Source organism: Arminella tubonensis, assembly GCF_003240585.1.
Taxonomy (GTDB): domain Bacteria; phylum Pseudomonadota; class Alphaproteobacteria; order Rhizobiales; family Rhizobiaceae; genus Rhizobium; species Rhizobium tubonense.
Genome location: NZ_PCDP01000083.1, coordinates 14427 through 29940, shown reverse-complemented (window position 1 = coordinate 29940; position 15514 = coordinate 14427). Strand labels below are relative to the sequence as shown.

At 60.2% G+C, this 15514-nt stretch carries 5 protein-coding genes; all 5 read right to left on the bottom strand.

The window, feature by feature from the left end:
• Positions 1–2: 2 nt before the first annotated feature.
• The 5 genes from CPY51_RS31775 to CPY51_RS31755 all read right to left on the bottom strand — a co-directional run bounded on the left by CPY51_RS31775 (position 3) and on the right by CPY51_RS31755 (position 15445).
• On the bottom strand, positions 3–1601 hold the full coding sequence (locus CPY51_RS31775; protein ID WP_111164368.1) for a glucosamine inositolphosphorylceramide transferase family protein: 1599 nt from the start codon (positions 1599–1601) through the stop codon (positions 3–5).
• 47 nt (positions 1602–1648) lie between these two features.
• The gene (locus CPY51_RS31770; protein ID WP_111164348.1) at positions 1649–4456 is read right to left on the bottom strand and encodes a condensation domain-containing protein; all 2808 of its coding nucleotides are present in this window, start codon (positions 4454–4456) and stop codon (positions 1649–1651) included.
• A complete protein-coding gene (locus CPY51_RS31765) occupies positions 4453–12546 on the bottom strand; it encodes a non-ribosomal peptide synthetase/type I polyketide synthase (RefSeq protein WP_111164347.1) in 8094 nt (2697 codons plus the stop codon). Before CPY51_RS31765 ends, CPY51_RS31770 begins: the two co-directional genes overlap by 4 nt.
• Positions 12543–14273: a non-ribosomal peptide synthetase gene (locus CPY51_RS31760; RefSeq protein WP_111164346.1), complete on the bottom strand. Its 1731-nt coding sequence runs from the start codon at positions 14271–14273 to the stop codon at positions 12543–12545. Before CPY51_RS31760 ends, CPY51_RS31765 begins: the two co-directional genes overlap by 4 nt.
• Positions 14274–14587: 314 nt before the next feature.
• Complete coding sequence (locus CPY51_RS31755; RefSeq protein ID WP_111164367.1) at positions 14588–15445, bottom strand: glycoside hydrolase family 16 protein; 858 nt, start codon at positions 15443–15445, stop codon at positions 14588–14590.
• Positions 15446–15514: the final 69 nt, after the last annotated feature.

Genomic DNA, 15514 nt, shown 5'->3' with positions numbered 1-15514 from the left:
AGCTAGATCGTCAGCCGCGCATCCACCACGTATCTTCCCCCCGCCGCATCGAAATGATGGCAACCGAGCAACCCCGACTTGAAATCAGGCGCGATCGTGCGGATACAGGTTTCCTCGTAGTTCTCCAGGTCAAGCTGCTCGATCTCCATGATGTTCAGTCCATAGCCGTAGATACCGTGTGCATTCCGTTGCGAGGGACGGAAGAGGCGCCCATTGCGCTCGAAAATGCGACCGGCGTTGCGCGCGACGGTGCTCCCCATGACGACTGGATTGCGTTTATGGGGCGTGACATGATCAAGTTTCGGGCCATCGACCTCAAAGACGTAGAGTTCACTGCAATGGTCTTCATAGGCATGGAAGTCCGACACGTTGGTGAAGAGCCACCACTTGCCGGCATATTGCGTGAGGATGCTGTCGGCGGCCGAAAGCCCCTCGAGCCCCGTAGAGTAGAGTTCCCACTTCAAGGGAAAATCCACGCAGCGCCAGATCTCGATGCGGCGCGACTGATGTGCTTCAGGCATCATGAAGATGTCTTCGCCATCACGGAAAATAAAGGGGTAGGACAGATGGTGATCGCAATCGAGGGCGACACCCAGGGGCTCGACCTTGTCGCCGTTGAAGCGCCCGACTGAGATATGAGCCTTCGCATCACCGTCGGCATAGGCCTCATAGAAGAGATAGCACTCGCCCTCGTGCTGAAACAGGAAGGGATCCGCTTTGATGTCGCCGGCGATCGGCGGTATCTCGACGGATTGGGTGGGGTCGAATTCGTCGATGCGTCCCTGCCCGGTATAGAGCGTCCACACGGCCGATCCGGAACGGGCCTTTGCCCTTGCAGCCTTGGCGACACGCGAAGCAAGATGATTGGAAAGACCGCCGGCATATCGGGCAAGATCGAACAAGGATGGCGGCCGAGCGACCTGTTCCGACAGGGGAGCTGTTACGAGCTGGCGCGTATCGGCCAGACGGCCGAGTTCCCGCATCAGCAGCGTCACCGCGCGCTCCTTGATGAAGGCCGTATTGCGAGCCGCGCTGATCTTGAGGTTGAACGATGCCGACGAAATCTGTGCCGCCTTCGCATCATTGCCCTGGCGAGCATAGAGCGTCAGTTTTGTCGCCGGCTTTTTTTCGATGACGTCACTGTAGCCATACCAGTCCGCCCGCTCGGATCTCTGATCGGAGAAGGTGAAGGCCCATTCGCCGTATGAAAGCGAGCCGACGGCATCGCCTGGCAGGCCCTGTGGCGTCAGCCTGATCACCATATCCAGTCCGATTTTGCCAACAAGTGCCTGCGCCTGCGTGTTGCCCCTGGCCCCTGCGGCCATCGGCTTCAAATCGTCAAACCGCTGCTGCGCCGGGTCAAAGCTAATGGGAGCGTATTTGCCCTGGCGGGCAAGCGCTTTGCGCTCCATGCGCGATTGCAGACCGAACAGCGAAGAAGCCCGCCTGTCGCCAAAAGGGTCGGGGTGCACCAATATGGTGACGAGCAGGAAACGGGGATCGCTCAGTATTCGATCGAAAACCATGAGTTCCCAGTTCTCGAACCCATCTCTGCGACCCGCGAGAATGGCAATCCTGATGGGAGGCCTGACGATATCCATCGCACTGTGTTCCTTTACGGTTTCGGTGAACCGAATAACGATGCCAGTCACCGTCTAGGCTTTTCGAGCTTTCCGGAGACGATTGATGCAAGCTGCCTGATGCCGTCGCTGGTCAGCGAATCCTCGTGCCAACCATTGATATCGAGCACCGGCGTTGTGGTTGCAACGGCTTCGCCCCAGCCGAACAACAGCTTGCGAGCGCTTGAAGGTTGGGCCTCGCTGCGCAGCAGGATGACGCGCTCGTCCTTGGTTTGGACGGCACGATACCCTCGAGCAGCGGCCACTAGCAGGTCCGTGACCGTCGCGTTGGCGACCTCCTCATGAGAATATTCGCTGCCGGTCACGCCGAACTTCTGGACCACCCAAAGCGTGAAGTTGAATTCCTTCAGGTAGGTCAGGATGCTCATTCGCCCGGACAGAAGCTTCTGCGTGAAATAGACCAGACGCTTGGCTCGCCTTTCGATCTTCCAAAGCCTTTGACGGACTTTCGGTTGCGACCGGACAAAGCCCGGTGCCCAGGCATCGATAAGCGCTGTAAAGCTCACATCGTTGCCCGCTTCACGCAATTGCCGAGTGACCTCCATGGCAAGCACGCCGTTGACGCAAAGCCCGACGACGGCGACGGGACCGGCATCCTTGTCGATATTCATCGCTTCGATCGCATGTCTGGCGATCTGTCCGAACGACATGTCACGCAAACCCGCATCCAAATTGGCGTTGAACATGTTGACGTTGTAGACGGAAACGGCCTCCGGCAACTCGTTTGCCAGGCGGTAGAACAAAAAAGGATGGTTCAGCGTGTACACGGTGAGCCCGCCGGTCCCTGTCTTGCAGGTGACCAGTTCCCATGGACTGGGCTGATCCTCGACCGCCGGCGTATAAACCGGGATAGAGGCCACCGGTTTCGGCAGGTCGAAGATCTTGGCGGCAAAGCCGCCTAAGGTCGGTTCCTTGAAAAGCGATTCAAGCGTTGGTTTGACGCCAAACCGGGTATGCACGGCCGATAGCATTCTAAGCGCCAGCAAGGAGTGGCCGCCGAGGGCGAAGAAGTCATCGCCCGGCGTCACCGAAGGAGCATTGAGAAGTTCGCTCCAGATCGCAGCCAGCGCCGTTATCTTTTCCCCCAGCTGGTCGGGTCCCTGAACCTTCAAAGTGTCAGGTCGAGTGACCGGCTGACCTGCATCGATCGGCGCCGGGATGCGCAATCTGTCGCGATTGATCGCACCGCTTTCAGTTTTGGGAAGGGCGAGAAGAATGCTTACGCCTTCCGGCAGTCCATCGGCCGGGAGCCGTTGCGCCAGATATTGCATCAAAATTGCAGGCAGGCGGTCCAGCGGTTCGCTCAAATCCGCATTGGGCGTGACGAAGGCGTGGATGCGTCCCTCCCGCTCGACGACCGCGGCATCGCTGAGTGAGGCGTGGCTCTTCAGCATCCGCTCCAACGGCGCCGTGCTCTCGTCGATGATCTCGGGCAAGGGAATATGGCGGGCCGGGGTCGAGAGCGACGACAGCAACACGTCAGGGTTGGCGAGCGCGATCTCATAGGTCTCCTGCCAAAGCGCCAACAACGTCCGCACGGTGCCAACGTCGAAAAGATCGGAATTGTACTCGATCGACATCCGCCAGCCGGAGGGGCGGCCGACCATGATGAAGCTCAGGTCGTAGACCACGCCGGGCGACTGTGACGGCGCGCTCAGAAGTTCGAAACCGCCGTACCGGTGATCTTCCAAGAACGCCTTCTGTAGGTTGAAGTTGACCGATATCAACGGGTTGCGGGAAGGATCGCGCACCGGATTGATCAATTCGACAAGCTTGTTGAACGGCACCTTCTGATGGTTCAGAACCGCTTCGACCGTCTCACGGACCGACTGGAAATGATCTGACAGGCTGGTGTCGGCATTGAAATCGAACCTCAAAACCAGATTGTTGATGAAGACGCCAATCAGGTTTTCCAGATCCGCATGTTCGCGGCCGGCAACCTGGGAGCCGAACAGCACAGTGTCGGCTTGCGTGAAACGGCGCAACACCACGCTGGCGATCGCAGCACCGTAGGCATATTGAGAAACACGGTGCTTACGGGCGGCCGCATCCATTCGCTCGCTGAACTCGATCGGCTGCGCGACCGAGACGATGTCGCCGTGGTTGGTCTTGACCGAAGCGCGCGGATGGTCCGGCGGCACCTCGAAATAGGGCGCACCGACCAGCTTTTCGCGCCAGAAGGTCTTTTCCATCTCGAAGCCGTAGCTTTCCAGATATTCCTGCTGCCAAAGGGCATAGTCGCCGTATTGGAGGGGAAGCTCGGGCAGGACCGGCGCCCGGCCGGCGTCTATCGCCGCGGCGATCTCGCCGACTTCTCGCCCGAGCACCCGGATCGACCATCCGTCGAAGCAGCTCTGGTGCGCGGTGATCAGAAGCACGCCGAAATCATTCTCGACCATCAGCAGCGAGACACGAAACAGCCCCGCCTTGCCGAGATTGAACGGCGCCTGCGCCGTTTCCTCGCCAATCGACAGAATCCGCTTTTGACGCTGTTCGGGCGCCATGTTTCTAAGATCAATCTCAGCCATCCTGAAATCGATCTGCTCGACCACCTGTTGGACAGGTTTGCCGTCTGTCTCGACGAGCCTGGTCCTCAGAACCTCATGCCGCTGGATGACCTTGCGAAAGGCGGCCTCGATATTGGCAGCCTTGAAGGTCCCGCGTATTTCCCATCGTACGGCGACGTTGAGCGCCGGGTTGCCGGGATTGAGCTGGTCGAGGATCCAGCAGCGCAATTGCGTCTGCGTGCAGGGGAACTCCCCGACCAGGGCCAGATTTTCATCCTGCCGTGTGGTGCTGGTTTCGATGGTTGTCATAGTGCTCCCCTCGCCCCGCGACGCGCCCCGTTGCGGAAGTCCCTGAGTGACGGAACGCTGTACTGGGCAGTGCTTTCCTTCACATCGGCCTGTTGATCGACAAATTGGGCCAATTCGGCAATCGAGGGATGACGAAGAAGGTGTTTGGCTTCCAGCGGCAGCCCGGCGTCTATCATGCGGGCAGCGAGACGAAAGATCGTCAGCGAGTCCGCACCCAGCGCGTAGAGATTGTCGTCGACGCCCATATCCTGCAGGTTGAGGACATCCCCCCAGATGAGCATCAGCTTCTCTTCAGTCGCATTGCGCGGCGCAAGCTTTATGACATTCGTCTCGCGGGCAGGCAGACCGCGATCCTCGAGGTTCTTGCGGTTCAGCTTGCCGTTTTGCGTCTGGGGCAATTCGTCCTCAGAGACCCAGAAAGTCGGAACCATATATCCGGGCAGATGGGCCTTGGCATGCGCTGCCAGCGCCGTCGGCGAGATTTCCGAACCGGCGACCTCGGGCACCACATAACAGACAAGGGACTTGTCGCCTTTCTCGTTGGCGGCGGCGACAACTGCGCACTGGCGCACGCCTGCAGCCTTTGAAACGACCGACTCGATGTCCCCGAGTTCGATGCGGAAGCCGCGCAGCTTTATCTGCTGGTCGCGTCGGCCGAGCAGCTGCAGCGACCCGTCAGCGAGGCGCCTGCCGACGTCGCCGGTCTTGTAAAGCCGCTTGGGCTTGCCGGTCCCGAAAGAGATCGGGACGAATGACTTTTCCGTGAGGTCCAGGCGGTCGAAATAGCCATTGGCGAGACCATCGCCACCGATGTGCAGTTCACCGGTAACGCCGATCGGAGCTATGTTGCTGTCAGCATCGAGAATGTAGAGCTGCGTGTTGGCGATCGGTTGACCGATGGTGATCGGGGCGTCGGCGTCGGAAATCTTTGCGACCGAAGACCAGATCGTCGTCTCGGTCGGGCCATACATGTTCCAAAGCTCGGAGCCGAACTTCAGGAGCGACTTCGCCAGATCCTTCGGCAAGGGCTCGCCGCCGCAAAGCATCTTCAGGCTACTCTTGTCGCTCAGCCCGGCTTCGACCAGCATTGTCCAAAGCGTCGGCGTCGCCTGCAAGACAGTCGCACCGCACTCGTCGATGAGCTTCACCAGGGCAAACCCGTCCTGGACCTGCAGCTTGGTCGCGATGACGACCTTGCCTCCCGTGATCAGCGGCAGGTACATTTCGAGCGCGGCGATATCGAACGAGATGGTCGTCACGGCGACAATCGTATCTTCAGCAGTGAACCCAGGCTCGCGCGCCATCGAGACCAGGAAGTTGGTCAGCGCCTGATGCGGAACCTCGACACCCTTCGGCAGGCCGGTCGAACCTGATGTCAGGATGATGTAGGCTGGCGTCTTTGTGTCCGTTGGCAGGCTTCTAAGCGGAGCCTTCGTCATGGAGCCAATGGCCTTCGCATCCTGGTCGATGCGGATGACAGGCAGGCCGACCGGTGCAAGCCGCGACGCTTCCTCGGTATCGCAGATCATGCCGCCCATCCGGACGAGATCGAATGTTTGCCGCAGCCTGGATTCCGGATGCGTTGGATCCATCGGCACATAGGCGTGGCCGGCTTTCATGATCGCCAGCAGCGACACCAGCATATCCAACGACCGATCAACGAGCAGGCCTATCCGCTGACCCGGTTCCGGCATCTTCATCTGGATGTAGAGTGCCAGCTGGTTGGATTTGTCGTCCAGCTCCCTGTAGGTCAGGCGATTGCCGGCAAATTCGGCGGCAATGGCGCCCGGCTGTTCGGCTGCCTTGCGGGAAAACAGCGAGAAGGCGAATTCGCGGTGGTCATAGTCGGACGCCGTCTGGTTGAGGTCGTTGAGGAGCCAGTTCCTCTCGCTCTCGTCGAGCAGAGGCAGTTCGCGAATGGACCGTCCCATGTCATCGGCGACGGCGGCCGCAAGCGTCTTGAAGTGGCCGATCCAGCGGTCGATCGTGCTCGGATCGAAGACGTCGGCGTTGTAGTCGACGTCGATACGGATACCGTCGGCTCCTTCGATCATGTTGAAGAACATGTCGAAATTCGCGAATGCCTTGGCGTTCGGCTCGACCGATGTCTTCAGCGATCCGAAGCTGGTGCCGCTGCCGACGCGTTCCAAGTTGAACTGGATCTCCGTCAACGGCAGGCGACGTGAGTCGCGCTTGATGCCAAGTTTGCGCACGAGCGTTCCGTAGGTGTAGTCCTGATGTTCGAACGCCTGCAGCACGTGCTGCTGGGTCGTCTTCAGATGCTTCCTGAAGCTATCGGCAGGCGTCAGATCCTGGCGGACAGGCAAGAGGTTGACGCAGTGCCCCATCAGAATCTGCTCGCCAATGAGCGTCTGTCCGGCGGACGGTACGGCGACGACGAGATCATGCTGGCCCGATAGCCTCGATGCCATCACCTGCAGCGTTGCCAGCAAGGTGGAAAACAGCGTTGCCCCGGATTTGCCGCCGGCCTTCTTCAACGCTTTGTAAACGTCAGCATCGATAAACCCGGTGCGTGTTCCGCCGGCGAAGCTGCGCCGCTCGGGCCGTGGGCGGTCGAGCGGGAACTCCGGCAGCTCCGGCACGTCCTTGAAGCAATCGAGCCAGAAGGCTTCCGTCTTCGGCGACGCCTCGGCTTTTGGCGCAAAGTCCGTCGAATAGGCTGCGTAGGAAAGTGCTGTCTCGAACGCCGGCGTCTCACCGGCGAGAATAGCTGAATAGGCGGTCGCCAGCTCTTCGATGAAGACATTGATCGACCAGCCATCGCAGATGATGTGATGGGCGGTAAAGACGAACACGTGCTTTTCCGGCGTCAGACACACGATGGAGGTACGCACCAGCGGTCCGTCGACGAGATCGAACGGCGTACGGGCTTCGTCGTCGAGAAGCTGGCGAAGCCGGGCTTCACCGTCGCTCTCCGCCGACAGATCCATGATGGGCGTCTCGAGTTTGAAATCAGGCAGGAATTCGAACTGCTTTCCCGTTCTGTCGAAGCGGATATGCAGAGCATCGTGACGGGCGACGACCCTGTCTATCGCCTTCAGGAAAGCCGCTTCGTCAAACGCGCCCTCGAGCGTCAAGGAAAACGACTCGTTGAACGCGCAGGAAGCCTCGTCGCCGGCCTGTGCGGCTAGCCACACCTCCGTTTGCGCCTCCGTCAACGGGGCAGATCTCGGCCGTGCCGCGACCGGCACCGGTGGTGTCTCGATGCGCAGAGGCTGAGCGTCGCCGGTGGCAAGGATGCCGACCGACTGCAGAGCGGCGGCGCTATCCCTGAATGCGGCTGCGATCGCCTGGAAGTCCGCTTCGCTATGCGAGGTGGTGACGAAGCAGGGGTAGTGTTCCTGGACGTGAACGCCGCGCTGGCGAAGCATCGGATACATCAGCGCGCCCAGCGGATCGCTGCTGAAATCCGCGTAGAACCAGCTCTTGTAACCATGAAGAACGCTGCTGATCCCACGCGCGGCAAGGTCGGCATTGATCTGCGAGACCAGCGCCTGCGTGCGATCGGCGACGCGACCGTAGAGAGCGGCGCCCTCGCCCTTGATGTGGTGGAGGATGGCCCGGCAAGCGGCCAGGACGATCGGATGGCGCACGAAGGTGCCCGCAAAGAAGGTCGGGGCGGTCATCGGGACACTGTCGTCGCCGTAGTTCCACCGGCCGCCATCAAGTGCATCCATGTAGCGGGCATCGCCCGCCAGAACACCGATCGGCATGCCGCCGCCGACGACCTTGCCATAGGCAGCCAGGTCGCCACGGATGCCCCAGAGAGCCTGGACGCCGCCTGGATCGACACGGAAGCCGGTGACCACCTCATCAAAGACCAGCGCGAAATCGCCCTTGGTGGCGATATCCCGCAATTCGCGAACGAATTCGATCGGCTGCAGCTCAGGATGACGGCTCTGGATCGGCTCGATGATGGCTGCAGCGATGCTGTCTGCATTGGCGCGGATCCATTCGAGGCTCCCGGCCGCGCCATAGGGCAACACGACCATATTGCCGACGGAGCTTGCGGGAATTCCCGAGGCGATCGGCAGGGCGACGGGCTTTTCGAAGCCGTTGCGTCCCTTCACCAGGACCTCGTCGAACTGGCCATGATAATCATTGGCGAACATCACGACCCGGTCGCGGCCGGTGACCGAGCGGGCAACCCGCATCGCGGCCATCATCGCCTCAGAACCGGTATTGCAGAACGTCATGCGCTCATGACCGGTCATCTCGCAGATCATGTCGGCCACTTCGCCCGCAAGCGGGCTCTGCGGGCCGATCGCGTAGCCGGCCTCCATCTGCACGCGCATCGCCTCTATGACGAAATCGGGTGCATGGCCGAAGGCGGTCTGGCCGAAGCCGTTGACCAGGTCGATGAACTCGTTGCCGTCGACATCCCAAATCCGCGATCCCTTCGACCGATCCGAGACGATCGGGAAGACCATCTCCTTCCAGTCGGCACGAAAACCGGCTGCGGTGCGCGGATCGGCAAGCTGTGGCCGGTACTTGTTGGCAAACGACTTCGATTTGGCATGCTTGGTTTCATAGGCCGAGACAAGCTCTGAGATGAACTTCTGCTTTTCCGGCGTGATTTCCGCCTGGCTCTTGGCACCCGGGCGGTAGAGCTTGATGCGCGCCGTACCGATTTCGGCTTCGGCAGGCTGCGCCGTGGCTGCGCTCGACACCACACTTGCGGGTGCAGGTTGCTGCACAGGCGTCGCCGAAACGGGCGCCGTGATCACTGGGGCCGCGAGGGCGGGCATCGCCTGTGCAACACCGCCCTTCATCGACTGCAGGATCTGCAACTGCTGAGAAAACAGGGACTGGGCCAGTTGCAGCTGGGACTGCATGACGGATTCAAACCCGGTTCCGCCGGCAGGCGCGAACGTCGGCGCGGCGATTGGCTGAGCCGGCGGCGCAAATGTTGTGACCTGTATGCCAGGCTGAACCGGGGCCGCGACCGGCTGTGATGTTGCGACCGCTTCGGCCGCAATCGGCTCTGGCGGCATTTCCTGGTCGAGATGCTGCGCCAGTTCGGCAACATTGCTGATGTTGCTGAGCAGTTCGCGGAAGGACAGCTTGACCTTGTAGGTCTTTTCTATCCGTTGGGCGAATTGCCCGATGAACAGAGAGTCGAACCCAAGCTCGAGAAAGGTCGCCGAGCGTTCGCTGGTATCGAGCGTTTCGCCGGACATCTCGCTCAGGAGCGCCATAAGGGAGGCCTCGAGAGAGGGGATTCGGTTCATTGCGGATACGGTGGTTACAACGTTCATGGCTTTGATCTCATCGACTGGTTGAACCTGGGAGACGATTGGTTGCTCGACCGAAACCGGGTCCGGCAAAGCCTGCGAGGTCGGCGCCCGGCGCGCAGGCGGCGGGGCATCGATCCAATGGCGATTGCGTTGGAAAGGATAGGTCGGCAAGGAGAGTGGAACCTTGCTCGAAAGACCAAGGTCGGGCCACTCGATCTCGCAGCCGGACATCCAGAGCTTGGCCGTAGCATCTGCAAGTGTTTCTGCGGCTGCACTGGCGCGATCATGCTCCGGAAGCGTCTGGATGATGGCGGCGACCCCGTCGCGGCTGACGGTCTGTGCTGCAAAAACGGAAAGCGCCCTACCCGGCCCGATCTCCATCAGTACCGGCTTGCGATCACGGCAAAGGGCAAGCAGGCCGTCGGAAAAATGAACCGTCTCGCGGCAGTGCCTGGCCCAATAGTCGGGAGACACGCCACGTTCGCCCGTCTGCCAATCCCCTGTCACACCCGAGATATAGGGGATGGTCGCCGTCCCATAGGTCACGCGCGCCGCCTCATCGAGAAGTGCTCCGGCGGCGTTGTCCATCATCGGCGAATGGAAGGCGTGTGATGTGTGCAGCTTGCTGAAGGCGATATCCGCCTTTGCCAGCGACGCACATATGACATCGATGGCTGCGAACGGCCCCGAAATGACGCAGAGCTTCGGCGCGTTGATCGCGGCGATCTCCACCCCGTCCCTGAGATAGCCGGACACCGTGTCCGCATCCGCACGAACCGACACCATCGCGCCTTGCGGCTGACCCTGCATCAGCCGCCCGCGCGCGACCACGAGCCGAAGCGCATCCTCGAAGGAAATGACATTGGCGATGGTGGCGGCGGCGAATTCGCCGACACTGTGCCCGATCATCGCGAAAGGCTTCACGCCACGGCTCAGCCACAGGCGCGCCATCGCATATTCGACCAGATAGAGGCAGGGCTGCGCTATCCGCGTTTCTCGCTGCTCTTCCGCCATGGTCGCGGTCACAGTCCCGGTATGGCAGATATAGTCCCTAAGGTCGAGGTTGAGTTGCATTTTGGCAAGTTCCGCGCCGCGGTCGATCCATTGCGCAAATTGCGGCTCGCTGCTGTAAAGCGCGGCGCCCATTCCGACATATTGAGCGCCTTGGCCCGGAAACATGAATGCGATCGGTGGTGGATTGTTGGCGGCGACGATCGGCTGAAAGCGTTCCGCGCGCAGACGCTCAATTGCCTCTTCGACAGTCGAGGCCGAGACAGCGAGGCGATGATTGAACTGCTTGCGTCCGGTCTGGAGCGTGTGGGCAAGCTGCGGCAACGAAGTGGCCGGCCGGGCGCTCAGATGGTCGGCGAGGTTGACGCGCATATCCGACAGCGCATTGTCGTTGCGCGCCGAAAGCGCGAGAATGTGCGGACCATGGCTTTCGGCCTCGGGCTGCAGCTTTATCGCCGGCGGTTCCTCAAGCACAACATGGACATTGGTCCCACCGACGCCGAACGAGCTGACACCCGCGCGACGCGGCGTGCCGGAGGCCGGCCAGTCGACCATCTCGGTTGGAATATAGAACGGGCTGCTCTCCAGATCGATCCGGGAGTTGGGGCTGGCATAATTTGCCATCGCCGGGATCTTTGCGTGCTGCAGCGCCAGTGCCGTCTTGATCAGGCCGCTCACACCCGCTGCCGCGTCCATGTGCCCGACATTGCCCTTGAGCGAACCGAGGGCGCAATTCTGGCGCATGCCGGAAATATCGGCAAACGCGCTTTTCAACCCGCCGAATTCGATCGGGTCTCCGAGCGGTGTCGCAGTCCCGTGGCATTCGAGGTAACCGATCGTCGAGGGATCGATTCCGGCATTGGCCATCGCCGCGGCAATGGCATCGGCCTGACCTTCAACGCTCGGCGCCGTAAATCCAACCTTGTTGGAGCCGTCATTGTTGACGCCGTATCCGCGGATAACCGCGTAGATCCGATCTTCGTCGCGCAGGGCATCCTCGACCCTTTTCAGCAAGACGACGCCGGCGCCGCTGCTGAACACCGTTCCGGCGGCATTCTCATCGAAGGGCCGGCAAATACCATCAGGTGAAACCATGCCCCCTTCCTGGTACATGTAGCCCCGCTTCTGTGGGAAAGTGACCGAGATGCCGCCAGCCAGGGCCAGATCGCAGCTATAGGTCAGAAGGTTCTGGCAGGCCTGAGCGACGGCGAGGAGAGAGGTCGAGCAGGCAGACTGGATGGTGAAGGCCGGCCCGCGCAGATTGAGCCTGTAGGCGACCTTCGTTGCAAGAGTATCGCTCAGCGATCCGACGAGCTGATTGAAGGTGCCGACCTGGTAGTTGGACGTGAATTCCTCGGCTTTGGCGCGATCCGAAAGGACGTTGTTGATCAGATAGGTGGGCATCGACGCGCCGGCAAAGACGCCCACCATCCCCGCGTAGGATGACGGGTCGCAGCCCGCCGATTCCAGGGCTTCCCAGCATATTTCAAGGAATATGCGATGCTGCGGGTCGGTGACGGCGGCTTCCTTCGGGAACATCCCGAAGAACTCGGCGTCGAACATCTCGGCATGATCGACGTGTGGGCGCGCGGCGACATAGTCCTCGTCGGCGCGCTCGGCATCGGTGAACGCATCCTCGATCTCTTCCGGGGCAAATTTCCCAAAGGCATCACGGCCCTCGGACACCATCTTCCAAAGTGCATCGACTGAAGGCGCGCCGGGAAAACGGCCGGACATGCCGATGATGGCGATGCCGCCATCCTGTAGTCCCTCCGTGCCGACGTCGCTGATCACCTGGTCTTGTTCATCGCCGTGGCTCATAGAGCACTCCTACGGAATTGAAATCTGGTCTGTCGCTGCAGGGTCGCGCGCTGCGCGGCGGACATCGAGCGTGTCGATCCGGTCGTCTTGCCGTCAAGAAAGCGGGACAAGTCGCGAATGGTCGAATAGGTAAAGAGGGCGACAACGTCGATCGCACGGCCGAGCTTGGCTTCAAGCCGGGCGTGGGCGTGTATCAATTGCAGTGACGTGCCGCCAAGATCAAAGAAATTTCGGTCGAGGCCGATGTTCGACCGTCCGAGTATGCCTTGCCAAAGCTCGGTCAGGATAATTTCGGTCTGGTCGCCGGGTGCTGATGAAACGTCATCCACCTTTGCCGCATTCCCCGGGACGGGGAGCTTCTCGCGCTCGATATTACCCGCCTGGTCCATTGGAAAGTCGTCGAGCACAACAGCGCAGTCCGGGATCATGTAGGCCGGAAGCGTGCTACGAAGGTTTGCCATGACCTGCCGGACGAAGTGGGGATCCTTGCCGGCACCTGTGCTGTGCGGGCGCAGATAGGCAACGATCCGCTTTGCCTTCGACCCTTGCTCGTGGCACATGGCGACGCCGTCCCGCAGCCGCGGATCGCCGCGAAGGGCGGCTTCGATGGCGTCAAGCTCGGCCCGCGTCCCCTCAATCCCGGTCCGGGCGTCTATTCGGGCCGCATCTCGGCGCAAGGAGCTAACCTCTCTCGCAGCACGGCCAAGGGCGACGTCTTTCATCTGAGGATTGTCAAGCTTGGCCGGAACGGCGATCGTCGTCTCGAATGCGTTGACTTCGTTCGGCCCATAGGCGTTGGTAATCTTGCATCCCGGATGGGCCTTCAGAAAGCGGCCGACATGTTCAGCCGAACCGATCTCACCGCCAAAGACGACATGCTTTAACGATTGAAGGTCGCTCGTGTTCTTGTCGGCAAGCCGGTTGAAAATCTCCGTCGTCAGAAACATGGTGGTGACACCGGCTTTTCGGATGAGGTCGCACAACCGGCTCAATGAAAATGCACCGGCCGGCATTCCGACCAGTGCGCAGCCGGTCAGCAGTGCGCCCCACATTTCGAGTGCTTCGGCATCGAACCAGCTTGCCGAGGTTTGCAGGACGACGTCGCCCTGGTTGAACTTGATGTAGTTCTGATCCAGCACGACGCGTGAAATGGAACGGTGCATCACCGGGACGCCCTTGACCTGGCCGGTCAAACCGATCGTAGGCATGACATATGCAGTATCAGCGCCGCCGATCTCGACCGCCAGTCGTTCAACGGCCGGGGCTGACACCAGCGCATCGAGGATCTCATCGAGATCGAAGATCGCGGCGGCAAGGTCAGGCGCCCATAGCTTCCTTTGGCGCGTGGCACCGGCAAAAATCAGCTCCGGCTTGCATTCCAGAAGGATCTGCTCGATCTGGCTTGGTGGAAGGGCCGGATCGAGCGAGATATAGGCTGCCCCTGCTTTTAAGATCGCGAGTTTCGAGACGACGGTGGAGATCGCTCGCGGTAAAACCAAGGCAACGGTATTGCCTTTGACAACGCCAAGCGTCTGGAGATGGACAGCAAGTTTTTCCGAGAGGCCATCAAGCTCGGCATACGTTATCAACCGACCATCGAAATCGATCGCGATCGCGTCAGGAGCCGTTTCCGCCTGCTGGCGAACCATGTCTTGGAGATTTCGGTCTCGATCGAATTGTATAACCGCTGACCGGCGGTTCACTGTGTTCGGATAGAGATCAGTCATCAATGTTTCCTCACGCAACGTTCGCTTTCTACAGGTGCGTCAGTGCGCTTTTCCCGGATGCAGAATTCCATGCCGTGGAAAAATCACCAGTTGATCATTGTGATAACCGCAGCGGATCGGTGGAGGTCTTAAGGGTTAAGGGGTGTAGGCATTTCGCTTCCGATCCTCCTTCCTTCACCCCGGCCCTGTCCAAAAGTATTAGATGCCGAGGTGTGGATCGCCGCAAATGCCTTGCCCTTCCCATAAAATGCTGTTTCGCGGTGACGATGATCGACCGGCGCAAATCGGGTATCGGGCGGGGAACGCGAAGGGCGTTATTCCACTGGATTCAAGCCGTAAGCGCGAACGTAATCGACCGACATGAACGAGGGATCAGGCGCGACCATCTTGGTCACTCCGTCCACCAGGCCCAAATTCAGCAATATATACAAGGGCTGCCGATACTCCGGCTGTGTCTTGGTCTTCCAGGCAAGTTTTCCGTCGAAATACATCCTGACATAGTCGGAATCCACCTTCACGCCGTATGTGTGATATTCGGTCGGGTCGGCGGTTTCGAATACGTTGACGCGGGAATAATCCGAATAGTGTTTGCCGTCCTTGTGCCAGACGTGGACCGTCGACGAATAGCCGCTGGGCTTGTCGCCGTAATATTCCATCGCATCGATCTCAGCGGTCGACTTGGAGCGGTCCTTGCCAATCAGCCAGAATGCCGGCCACAGGCCAGGCCCGGATGGCAGGCTCGCCCGCATTTCGAAATAGCCATATTGCTGGGAGAAGCCGTTGCCAGCCGGATCGACCGAAGCGAGCAATCCCGAACGCCATTTCCCATCTGCAGATTTCGAAGCTTCAATTCGCAGGATCCCGTCCTTGACAGTAAACGGGAAACCGTCGGTGGGGTCTGTGAACTGGGCGCCGCCGAAATCGCCCGACCATGGCGTGTGGGCAATCCAGCGGGTATTGGGTCCCCATGCTGAAACGTCGATATCGTTGAACTGATCTTCAAAGGTCAGCTTCATCTGGGCGACATTGAGATTGTCGCCCGTATCGCCTGAAACGTAGCCGTCGGCATAGGTCGCTGGCGCCAGCATGAGACATGCAGCCGCCACAACGGCGCCAAGCAGGCGACGGCGAGACAGGGACAAGTCGGTGGATTCATTCGTTAGCGTGCTCATCATGGCGCGACGCTACCTGCTGGTCGACTTAACGGTAAGAACCCATTTTGGCTCATGCGGTACCGCAAA